The sequence below is a fragment of the Pseudescherichia sp. genome (genome assembly GCF_031979925.1).
Taxonomy (GTDB): domain Bacteria; phylum Pseudomonadota; class Gammaproteobacteria; order Enterobacterales; family Enterobacteriaceae; genus Pseudescherichia.
On the sequence record NZ_DALZFB010000001.1, the window covers coordinates 216,143 to 227,919 of the forward strand.

Below are 11,777 nucleotides of genomic sequence, written 5' to 3' on the forward strand. Positions count from 1 at the left end.
CTGTCGTTTCGTAGGCCGGGCCAGCGTAAGCGCCGCCCGGCGTTATAGCGCTACATTATTGCACTAAAGTTTTTGCAGCACGCTGCGTTTCGGCATCTGACCCGGCGCGCGAACCTTGCGCGGTTGCTCATCATCCAGCGCGGCTGCATCTTCCAGGCTGCGGGCGTTGGTCTCAGGAGCAAGGAACCAGGAGACAATCAGCCCGACGAAGGTAATGCCAGCGGCGATGTACATCGTTGAACCGATCCCCAGAGTCTGCAATGAGACCGGCACCAGCCAGGTTCCCACCGCTGCACCAATGCGTGACAGGGAAGTACCCACGCCAACTGCCCCGGCGCGGATCTCCGTTGGGAAGATCTCGTTCGGGTAGACCAGCTGCAGTACCTGTGCGCCGCCGATAAACAGGGCGTAGGCACCAAACATCAGCAGGATAACCATCGACGGACCGTCACGCAGCAGGCCCAGCAGCAGCAGCGCCAGCCCGGACCACAGGAAGCTCTGCAGCAGCAGCTTACGGCGACCTAAGGTATTCACCAGCCGGGTCGCGATGATGCAGCCCACCACGAACAGCAGGGTAATGGCGATGGAGCCGTAGGAAGCCCAGCCGCCGCTGAGGTGCAGCGCCTCCAGCACTTTCGGCGCGAAGGCGTAGACGGCGAAGACCGGGATCACCGAGCAGGTCCAGAAGATGGTGACAAAGGCCATGCGTTTGCCATAGCCGGAGTGCAGCAGGTTAACGAAGGAGAGGTTTTTGCTCTCGGCCTGCGCCGGCAGGTTTTGCAGGCCAAAGTCAGCGCCGTAGACGCGGCGAATAATCACCTCGGCTTCCGCGTGGCGGCCTTTGCCGATCAGCCAGCGCGGCGATTCCGGGGTACCCAGACGTACCAGGAACAGCAGCGCGCCGATGATAGCGGTGCTCGCCAGGGTCAGACGCCAGGCCTCCGGGCCTCCGAAGTTAAGGATCGCTTCCCCCACCAGATAGGCGGTAGCGGCCCCGGCGAACCAGAGGATAGTCAGGGTAGCGAGGCACGGACCACGGTTTTTCTTCGGCAGGAACTCAACCAGGAAAGCCGTCGCAACCGGATACTCGATCCCTACCGCAACGCCGTTAAGGAAGCGCAAGGCAAAGAGCATCTCACCGCTCTGAACCCAGTACTGAGCCAGCGAGCAGACAATAAACAGCGTCGGGCCAACGAAATAGAGCAGGCGACGGCCCAGACGGTCGGTAAGAGCACCGCCAATAAAGCCGCCAAAGAAGATGCCAATCAACGCCGAGGCGGCAATCATCCCCTCCCAGAAGGCGCTTAGCCCGAGGGCGGGAGACACTTTCGTCATGGCAATGCCGATAATACTCAGGACATAACCATCAACAAACGATCCTCCGCCGGAGCGAACGGTGAGCAACCGGTGGAAACGGTTAAGCGGTACGTCTTCAACAGAAATGGTATTTGACATAGTAACTCCTGTCTTCCACGACGTTATAAAATAAAAGTCAGCTATTAACTTTTATTACAACGCGCGCGAAATTCATGTAGGTCAGATAAATTCGAATCGGATAAAACACACGTAATAAATAATCGGTCTTGCCACACTCTTATAATTAATACGTTACAACGACGACTCCCTGCTATTTAAAATCACGTCACTTCATTAGAAAGCTTTTTTGCTACCACGGTGCGGGTTGACCACCAGCAGAGCAGCGATCCCAGGCAGACCATGGCGGTGCCCTGCCAGAAAGAGACCGTCAGGTGGGAGTGGAGCATAAACGCTGCCAGCACCGCTGAGATAATGGGAATAAAGTACGATGCCGCCGCCAGCACCGTAACGTTGCCGTGGAGGATACCGACGTTCCAGGCGGCGTAGCCAAAGCCCATGGCGATGGCGGCGAACAGCAGGCTGATCCCTGCATGCCAGCTTATTACAAACTCAGGCTGCGGCGACGAGAGGAATTTCACCCACAGAGTTAACGCCGTTAAAATAAAGAACAGGGTGATACCATTATTTCCCTCGGCAATAATTTTCGTTACCACGCAATATATTGCCCAGATAATTGCGCCGCTGAAGGCCAGGCCATAGCTTAACGGGTTATCCATCACGTTATTTGCCATCTCAGCGAATGAAAAGCCCTGGTCGCCGCCCAGCACAAAGCCTATTCCGGCGATGGCTAAAATAATACCGGGAATAATCAACGGGCTGGTTCTCTGGCGGTTAACAATAACCGACAGCAGAATAGTCATACTCGGCCAGAGATAGTTCACCATGCCCACCTCAATGGCCTGGCGACCGCTATGGGTAAAACCCAGCGACAGCGACAGGCAGAGCTCGTAGCAGACAAACAGGACGCTGCCGAGGATCAGATAGCTGACGGGGAAGCGGCGGATCTTCGGAAAACCGATGGTACAGAGCAGCAGCACCGCGCTACAGGTGTAGATCAGCGCTGCGCCGCCGACGGGTCCAAAGCCTTCGCTGACGCTTTTAATCAATCCTACGATGGCGCTCCACAGCAGGATGGCAATGAATCCAATGAGTGTCGCTTTCTTCTGGGGCATAACCCTCTACCTCTGTTTACCATTCCGCTGTTTACAATTCGGTCACACGCTGCGCTGACGAAGTGCCGTTCTGTTAAATTCTGGTTAAATGCAGGATTAAAACTATGCCTCCAGATTGACGGTGTAAATACGTCCAGGAGGGCCAGAATCGTGGAATGTGATCGTTATCTGAATTTATATAGAAAATAACTACGTGGCGTATAAGATTTTAAACTATTGATAATTATCTATTAATTTTTTAATTACGGTAAAAATATCCTATTAAAACGTATTTCCTTTGTATTTATCATGTATACAAATATTTTTCAGTCATTGACCCCGGTCGCTCCTGAGTGCAAATTTTTAACAAACGCATCCTGTCCCTGCCAGTGAGCAGGCAGTTATGGTCATAAGTTTCCACCCTGGAGGTTATCGTGTTGACATTCGAAGGTATCTACACCCCGGCAATCACCCCTTACGCAGCCGACGGCAGCATTGATTTCGCACGCTTTGCTGAAGTGCTGGAATCGCTGATTGAGGCCCGCGTTCACGGCATCATCATCGGTGGCTCCACCGGTGAGTACTATGCCCAGAGCGCAGAGGAGCGGATGGCGCTGGTCGAGCGCGCCCGTCAGGTGATTGGCAACCGTCTGCCGCTGATCGTGGGCACCGGCGCGACCCGTACCGAAGATGCTGTGCACTATGCGAAGCATGCCCGGGAGACCAAAGCCGACGCGATCCTGGTGACCTCGCCGCCCTACGCGCTGCCCACCGAGCTGGAGAACGCTCACCATGCGCTGACCATTGATAAAGCTGCCCAGATGCCGATCATGCTCTACAACTACCCGGGCCGCATGGGCATCACCATGGGGGAGACCTACTTCAACGAAGTGAGTAAGTCCCCTAACGTGGTGGCGATCAAAGAGAGCTCGGGCGATTTTAACAATCTGCACCTGCTGGCCTGTAAGTTCCCGAATATTGCTATCTCCTGCGGCTGGGACGATCAGGCGCTGGAGTTCTTCGCCTGGGGCGCACGCAGCTGGGTTTGTGCCGGTTCGAATTTCATTCCGCGCGAGCACGTGGCGCTGTATGAAGCCTGCGTCGTAGAGAAGAACTTCGACAAGGGGCGCAAAATCATGGCGGCGATGATGCCGCTGATGAACTTCCTCGACCGGGGCAAATTTGTGCAGTCTATCCGCTACGGCTGCGAGCTGAACGGCCTGCACTCGGGTCAGGTCCGCGCTCCGCTGCTTGATCTGAATGAGGAGGAGAAGGCCCAGTTACAGACAATTATCGCCGACGTTAAGCGCAACGTGGCGGCAGCGTAAGGAGGACATATGCAACAGCTCTCTACGCTAAATGATGTCACAACCCTGGCGCGGGATCTGCCCCTGCTGGATAAGGCCTTTATCAACGGTCGCTTTACGGCGGCCGCCTCGGGCAAAACCCTGGCGACCACTAACCCGGCCACCGGCGAGCATCTCACGCATATTCCCGCCTGTGACGCCAGCGACGTTGACGCGGCGGTGAGCGGTGCCCGTGCCGCCTTCGAGGCCGGAAGCTGGAGCAAACTGGCGCCCGGCGAGCGTAAAGCCGTGCTGTTAAAGCTGGCCGATCTCATGGAGCAGGAGATTAATCCCCTGGCGGTGCTGGAGAGCCTCGACAGCGGCAAGCCGGTCAGCGAGTGTCTGGCGGTGGACGTGCCGGAGACCATCCACGTGCTGCGCTGGCACGCGGAAGCGATCGATAAGCTCTACGACCACACCGCGCCGGTAGGCAACAGCGCCATGGCGCTGGTGGTGCGCGAGCCGATCGGGGTCGTGGGCTGCGTGCTGCCGTGGAACTTCCCTCTGCTGATGTTGGCATGGAAGATCGGCCCGGCGCTGGCGGCAGGCTGTTCGGTAGTGGTTAAACCGGCCGAGCAGACCTCGCTGACCGCGCTGCGGGTAGCGGAGCTGGCGAGTCAAGCAGGCGTTCCGGCAGGGGTGCTGAATATCGTGACCGGAACCGGAAAAGAGGTCGGGGAGCCGATTGGTCTGCATCCGGATATCGACATGGTGAGCTTTACCGGCTCAACCGCCACCGGGCGACGCTTCCTGCACTATGCCGCAGAGTCGAACCTCAAGAAAGTGGTGCTGGAGTGCGGCGGCAAAAACCCGGCCCTTGTCTTTGACGATGCTGAGGATCTGCAAACCGTCGTCGGGCACGTGCTTAACGGTGCCTTCTGGAATATGGGCGAGAACTGCTCAGCCACCTCGCGCCTGCTGGTGCAGGAGGGGGTCAAGGAGAAGCTGCTCGCCATTATTGCAGAACAGATCGGCGAGTGGCGAATGGGGAACCCCAGCGATCCGCAAAACAAGCTGGGGACGATGATCTCCCCTGAGCATTTCAGCAAGGTCAGCGGCTACCTCGATACCGCGCGCAATGAGGGGCTACGTATCGTGCAGGGCGGCGACACCGAGCAGGGGATCTACGTCCAGCCCACCATCATCGATGGCGTTACCCCACAGAGCGCGCTATTTCGGGAGGAGATCTTCGGGCCGGTGCTCTGCGTCACCACCTTCAAAACGGAAGCCGAGGCGCTGGCGCTGGCCAACGATACCCCGTACGGCCTGGCGGCATCGGTCTATACTGGCAAACTTAACCGGGCGATCCGCGTCTCCCGTGCTATCCGGGCCGGAACGGTCACCGTTAACTGCTTCGGCGAAGGCGATGCCACGACGCCGTTTGGCGGCTACAAGCAGTCTGGCTTTGGCGGACGCGACAAGTCTGTCTTCGCCCTTGAGCAGTACACGGAGCTGAAGACCATCTGGATCGATGTGCCAGCGGAAGAGGCATAAGGATTGGGGAACTATCTCCTGTGAAAACATCGCCTTGTGTGGGGTGTGAATTTTTTAACTATTTTTGCGGTATACAGGCTTTTTCTGTAGGTTAATCACTATCACACTCAATATGCACAGGGCATTTCCAGGAGGCGACAATGAGAACGGGTAAAGCGGCGCTTTATGAGGATCTAAAGCGTCTTATCTTAACGATGGAGCTGGATCCGGATGAGCTGCTGGATGAAGCCAGCCTCACCGCGCAGTACGGCCTGTCCCGCACGCCGGTGAGAGAGGTTTTTCAGCGGCTGGCCGGTGAGGGCTATCTCGAAATCGTCGAGAAGCGCGGCGTGCGTGTGATCCCTATGAGTCACTCAACGCTGCGTAACTTCTTCCTGGTTGCGCCAATGATTTACGCCGCTACGGGGCGGCTGGCGGTGCAGAACTACAAGCCTGCTCAGCTAAAGGCCCTGAAGGAGACGCAGAAGCGTTTTCGTAAGGCGGTGCAGACCCATGATGCCGAAGCGCTGGCGCTGGAGAATAACCGCTTCCATGAGTTAATGGGAGAGATGGCGGGCAACCCCTACCTGCAACCCAGCCTGGGGCGTCTGCTTATTGATCACTGCCGCATCGGTCATACTTTCTTTCGGCCGCAGAACGAAGATATGGAGCAGCGTTTGCAGCTCGCGGCGGATCATCACGATGCCTTTATTGCCGCCATCGAGGCGCGGGATGAACAGGCCGTTGTCGATCTGGTGTTTGAGCACTGGGAGCTGTCCCGGGTCAATATGGAGATCTTTATCGCTCCGCAGGGGCTGAAAGCTGACCATCTGATCCAGACGCCCGAAGGCAACCGCTAAATACCCTCTCAAGCCTGCTGGCGTTTGCCGGCAGGCCCCGCTACGCCTGCGTTTCACCCCTCCCCAGCAACGTTTTCTTTTTTTATGCAGAGTGCATTTTTGCTACGCGCGTCATGTTTTTTATACAAATTGTATACATAAAATATACAAGAAATATTCATAAGCCTGATTTCTGTAACATGACCCTGCACCATCCGGCTGGCCTCCTGGCGGGATGGATTAAAGAAAAACGTACCGGAGTAACGAACGTGCAAAAAATCACCTCTCTGCCTTCTGACGACGCCCTGCCGGGCTGGTATCACACCAGTAAAAAACGTACCCCGCGTCCTGCCCATGAGGGGCACAAGCACGCCCGCTGGGCGATTGTTGGGGCTGGGCTGACCGGACTGGCCGCGGCCCGTCAGCTGGCGCTGAACTTTCCCGACGATGAAGTGGTGCTGATTGAGGCTCAGGAGGTGGGGTTCGGCTCCTCCGGGCGCAATGCGGGGTTTGCTATTGATGTGCCTCACGACATTGGCGCGAAGGATTACATCGGTGATGTGAAGACCGCCAACCTGATCCTCAAGCTCAACACCCTGGGCCAGAACTATTTGCGTGCCATCGTCCGGGAGCAGGGCATCGAGTGCCAGATGACGGACTCTGGCAAGTACCAGGCGGCAGTAGGCGATCAGGGCATTGCCATCCTTGAGGCCTACCGCAGCGGGCTGGAGAAGATTGGCCGCGAGTCGCAGATGATCGCCGGGCGCGATCTGCCGGACCATATCGGTACCTCATACTACAAACAGGCGCTCTATATTCCCGGTACCATCCTGCTGCAGCCCGCGGCGCTGGTAAAAGGGCTGGCGGACAGCCTGCCTTCCAACGTTACTCTCTATGAGAACACCCCCATCGCCTCCATTGACTACGGCGAGAGGGTGACCCTGGTGCATGACAAAGGTAGCATCACCGCCGATAAGCTGATCCTCGCCAATAATGCCTTCGCCGCACACTTTGGTTTCCTGCGCGGCCGCCTGCTGCCGACCTTCCTCTACGGCAGCCTGACTCGCCCGCTGAGCAGCGAAGAGCAGGGCCGTCTCGGCGGCAAGCCGGTGTGGGGCGTTATTCCGGCGCATCCGTTTGGTAGTACGGTTCGCCGTACCGTGGATAACCGCATCCTGATCCGCAACAGCTTCAGCTTCCAGCCGGATGGCCGCCCGCGTGAACGACTCCTGAAGGGCTATATCGAAACGCATCGCAAATCCTTTGAGCGCCGCTTCCCAATGCTCTCTAAGGTGGATTTTGAATACTCCTGGAGCGGGGCGATCTGCCTGTCGGATAACCACGAAGGCTTCTTCGGCCAGCTGGCACCGAACGTCTACGGCGCGCTCTGCTGCAACGGGCTGGGCATCACCCGTGGCACCGCCACCGGCAAGCTGCTGGCGGATATGATCGCCGGAGAGCGTAACGAGCTGATCGATTTCCTGGTGGCGTCGCCGGGACCGAACCGAACCCCGCCGGAGCCGTTCCTCTCCATTGGCGTCAACTCGGTGCTGAAGTGGGGCCAGTTCCGCGCCGGACTGGAGGTTTAAGCCTGCGTAAAGTTTGGTGATAAATTAAGCACAGCGCTTGCTGGGCAAAAAAACGGCGGTAGAATAGGCCAACTCCCGCCGTTTTTTTATTTTCCCTACAGGTGCCATGATCGCTCTCAAAACAGTTCTGTTGAGTCTGCTGTGTATTATTCTGCTCTCCCTCGTTGCCAGCCTCGCCCAGGCGGTAAGCCAGCGCGACGCAAAGGCCAGCGAGGGGTGGTGGTCCGCCCGACGTGACTCGTCCGGCATCGCCCCCGATCCGGTCAAATTTGCCCGGTTGGCGATCGTTCAGGTCTATGCTGCGCCAACCTACGGCTGGAAAGGGGCGGTGGCGGTGCATCCGTGGATCATCTTCAAACGTGCCGGAGAGGACCACTACACCCGCTACGAGGTGATCAGCTGGGGCAGCGGCGACAAGGTGCGCCGCGACCGTAACCAGGCGGATGGCTACTGGTACGGGTCCAGACCGCGCCTGCTGGTGGATCGTCGTGGGCCAGAAGCCGAAGCGATGATCCCGCAAATTGAGGCGGCAATTGCCTCCTATCCGTGGCCGACCACCTATCACGCGTGGCCGGGTCCCAACAGCAACACCTTTATTGCCCACATCGGGCGGGAAGTGCCTGACCTGAGGCTCGATCTGCCTGCCAACGCGGTAGGAAAAGACTACCGTCCGATCTACCGGCCTATTGGGCTGCCGCCTTCCGGGCGCGGACTACAGGTTTCGGTGCTAGGCGTGGCGGGGGTGACCCTGGGGGCAGAGGAGGGGTTTGAGCTTAACGTGCTTGGATTGAACGTCGGCCTCGACTTTACGCCCCTGCGCCTGCGCCTGCCGTTTATCGGCGGCATCGGGTCGGATAATTTGCAGGAGCAGTAGCACAGAGGCACAGGAGTAATACCAATCGCCTTGATTGCATTATTCCTGTGCCGTCCTGGTTTATTAATGCACATCTAAGTAACACTCCCTTTCTATATGCTGTTGAATATACCTCTTTTCAGCAGCAATTTTGCTATTCCTTCTGGGAGTGATCTATGGCTAATACAACTGCCGCCACCGGAACACCGGTCGTCAGCGTACATGATAACCGGGGGCTGATCGTGCGCGTCCTCAACTGGAACCGGGAGCAGACCTCTGATCCGCTACGCCTGCTGATTACTCATTCGCAGACAAATGACGCCAGCCGGGTCATGTCGCACCGAGACCCGCGCCTGTTTGCCGCCTGGAAAGGCGACAGCACGGCTCCGGCGAACCTGCGGGCCACGCCTTCGCTGGCAGGTCAGGTGCTGCGTCGCGAAAGCTCCGACAGCGGGGAACAGGTGAAGCTGTTTGATGCCGCAGGCCGTGCGGTGTGGAGCCGGGACGGACGCGGTACGGTGCAGACCGTGGCGTATGACGAGCCGGGTCGCCCTTCATCCGGCAGCGAGCAGCTGAGCGGGAGTGAAATTCGTGTCAGCTGGCGCAGCGAATACGGCGACAGCGGTCCGGCGGATGACGGCTCGCAGGGGAATAACCTGCGCGGCGTCTGCGTGGCGCAGTATAACAGTGGCGGTCTGGTGCAGGTGAACGCGGTGGCGCTGAGCGGGGCGATGCTGAGCCAGACGCAGCGCTTTCTGTCTTCGGCAGAGGCGTTACCGGACTGGCCGGAGGATGAGGCCGGATGGGAGGCGCTGCTGGAGGCGGAGACATACACTACGTCCGTCACTGCGGACGCCCGCGGTGCGGTGCTGAAGCAGACGGATGCGAAGGACCATGTACAGGCCTGGCGTTATAACGTCAGCGGCAACGTCTGTTATCAGGACGTAACCCCGGCAGATGGGGAGAAAATGACGTTGTTGGCAGGCATGGCCTGGAGTGCTGCGGGTCAGGTGCTGACGGAGTCTTCCGGGAATGGCGTGACTACCACCTACGGCTATGACCCTCAGAACCAGTGGCTTTCGACAATTACGGCGCAGCGCACCGACAGCACCACGCTGCAGGCCCTGAGCTACGGGTATGACTTCACCGGCAATGTCACCTCTCTGACCGACGGCACGGTGACGTCGCGCTATTACCGCAACCAGGCCACCGCCGGTACGCGACTGTTCACCTATGATGCGCTCTACCAGCTGCTGAGCGCCACCGGGCGCGAGAACGCAAACCACACCGGGATGCAGTACAGCGGCCTGCCAGTAATGTCAGACGACAGCCAGTACGTGAACTATACCCGTGGCTATACGTATGACGACAGCGGCAACCTGACGACCCTGAAGCACACCGGTGCGGGGAGTTTTACCCGCACCATGACTACGGAGAACACTTCCAACCGCAGCGTGCAGCAGAACGACGGCGGGCCGCAGAACCCGGATGAAGTAGCGGGCTGGTTTGACAGTAACGGTAACCTGTTGACCCTCCAGGCCCGGGCTCCGGTCACAGATGATAATGGTTTTGACCCGATGGTTTGGGACGGCAGTAATAACTTACAGCGGGCAACTGTGGTGAGCCGCAGCAGCAGCGATAACGATCGGGAAATTTACCAGTACAGCGGCAGCCAGCGGGTACGCAAGCAGACCCGTACCCTGGCGAACAGCAGCACGGGACTGTGGAACGTGGATGAGGTGCGCTATCTGCCGGGGCTGGAGTTACGTAAAAGCTGGCAGGAGACGGCGGGCAGCAGCGCTTCACCTTCTCTGTCAGAGGAGCTGCACGTTATCACCGGCCAGGCAGGTCGGGCGGGTATCCGGGTGCTGCACTGGGAGACCGGGAAGCCAGAGGAGATTGCGGCTAACGACCAGGTGCGCTGGAGTGTGGACGATAACATCGGCTCACTGTCGCTGGAGCTTGACAGTGAGGGCCAGCTTATTAGCCGGGAAGAGTACTATCCCTTTGGCGGTACGGCGGTGTGGGCAGCCAGAAGCGAGATGGAGGCAGATTATAAAACCGTGCGCTACTCCGGCAAGGAGCGGGACGGCACCGGACTGTACTACTACGGCTACCGCTACTATGCGCCGTGGCTCTGCCGCTGGGTCAGTGCTGACCCGGCAGGTGAGGTGGATGGGCTGAACCTGTTCCGGATGGTCAGGAATAATCCTGTGACGCTTAAGGATGATGATGGGCGAGAGCCTACAGATGATGACATGGAGCTCATTCACGACTACGCTGCACGTGCTGGATTACGTATGGTTAAAACTTACCAGGCAATGTTTACTGCTGTATATGAAACATATGGGGTAGATGCATACAATGATTTATGGAATATTTTCAATGAAACAATGCCTTTAAGCAGTGCTAATGATTTAACCCCTGAGCATATGAAACAAGTTTATGAATTTATTAAAAAGCGAGAGATAATCGAAAAAATAGTTTACACACGAACCATCGATCCAAATTTATCAATAAATGTAGATCATGCAAAGCTGCAACTTTATAAAATTCCATTAAATGTTTTAGAGAAGCTGCAAGAGTTAGGTCAGTATATTACCTTTACAAATGATAACATCACTAACAACCCGCTTAGAGCGCATTTAAAAGGTGTTATTCCGAGGGGGCATGTAGCGACATGGGATACTGTACCTGGAGTCGGTGCGCAGGGAAAAAATGCTCCTGCGGGTACACATGGAGATGAAACAGTTATTGCAATGAGTCAAACATCAAGCGGCCAATGGCAAATGGCTACAAACCATGGCTCTACAAACTTAATGCTACATGAATTTGCGCATGCCATAGATCGTAGCTTCGGTGAAAAAGGGAATTTGGGAGATAAAGGAACGGGCGAAGAAGGAGACTACTTAAGCAGGAGGCAAAGTTTCCGTCATGCATGGCGCCAGGATTTGAGCCAATCAGCAAATGATTCCGATACCACCTATTACTGGCAAGGAGGAAGCGATGGTGGAGCAGAAGAGACTTTTGCTGAAGCATTTGGCGATATGTATGGTGGAACAAATTATCGCCACTGGCCAAATGTAAAATCTTATATTTCAGAGAAAATGAAAACGATTAATTAGAAATTATTGAAAATATTTTTAATG

General features: G+C 56.8%; 8 protein-coding genes. 6 read left to right on the top strand and 2 right to left on the bottom strand.

What is annotated here, in order from left to right; translation table 11 throughout:
• Window positions 1–63 precede the first annotated feature (63 nt).
• Entirely contained in the window at window positions 64–1,455 is a 1,392-nt protein-coding gene (locus RTM13_RS01060; protein WP_312209410.1) for an MFS transporter, read from the bottom strand.
• 182 nt (window positions 1,456–1,637) lie between these two features.
• Complete coding sequence (yddG, locus tag RTM13_RS01065) at window positions 1,638–2,549, bottom strand: aromatic amino acid DMT transporter YddG (RefSeq protein WP_312209412.1); 912 nt, start codon at window positions 2,547–2,549, stop codon at window positions 1,638–1,640.
• Window positions 2,550–2,962: 413 nt separating this feature from the next.
• On the opposite strand from yddG, the gene RTM13_RS01070 reads away from it, so the two are divergent.
• The 6 genes from RTM13_RS01070 (at window position 2,963) to RTM13_RS01095 (ending at window position 11,753) form a co-directional block, all read left to right on the top strand.
• A complete protein-coding gene (locus tag RTM13_RS01070; protein WP_312209414.1) occupies window positions 2,963–3,856 on the top strand; it encodes a dihydrodipicolinate synthase family protein in 894 nt (297 codons plus the stop codon).
• 9 nt (window positions 3,857–3,865) lie between these two features.
• Complete coding sequence (locus tag RTM13_RS01075; protein WP_312209415.1) at window positions 3,866–5,368, top strand: aldehyde dehydrogenase; 1,503 nt, start codon at window positions 3,866–3,868, stop codon at window positions 5,366–5,368.
• Between the two features lie 140 nt (window positions 5,369–5,508).
• The gene (locus RTM13_RS01080; RefSeq protein WP_312209417.1) at window positions 5,509–6,207 is read left to right on the top strand and encodes a GntR family transcriptional regulator; all 699 of its coding nucleotides are present in this window, start codon (window positions 5,509–5,511) and stop codon (window positions 6,205–6,207) included.
• Between the two features lie 248 nt (window positions 6,208–6,455).
• A complete protein-coding gene (locus RTM13_RS01085; protein ID WP_312209418.1) occupies window positions 6,456–7,775 on the top strand; it encodes an FAD-binding oxidoreductase in 1,320 nt (439 codons plus the stop codon).
• A 106-nt stretch (window positions 7,776–7,881) separates the two neighbouring features.
• Window positions 7,882–8,649: a DUF3750 domain-containing protein gene (locus RTM13_RS01090; protein ID WP_312209420.1), complete on the top strand. Its 768-nt coding sequence runs from the start codon at window positions 7,882–7,884 to the stop codon at window positions 8,647–8,649.
• Window positions 8,650–8,804: 155 nt separating this feature from the next.
• On the top strand, window positions 8,805–11,753 hold the full coding sequence (locus RTM13_RS01095) for an RHS repeat-associated core domain-containing protein (RefSeq protein WP_312209422.1): 2,949 nt from the start codon (window positions 8,805–8,807) through the stop codon (window positions 11,751–11,753).
• Window positions 11,754–11,777: the final 24 nt, after the last annotated feature.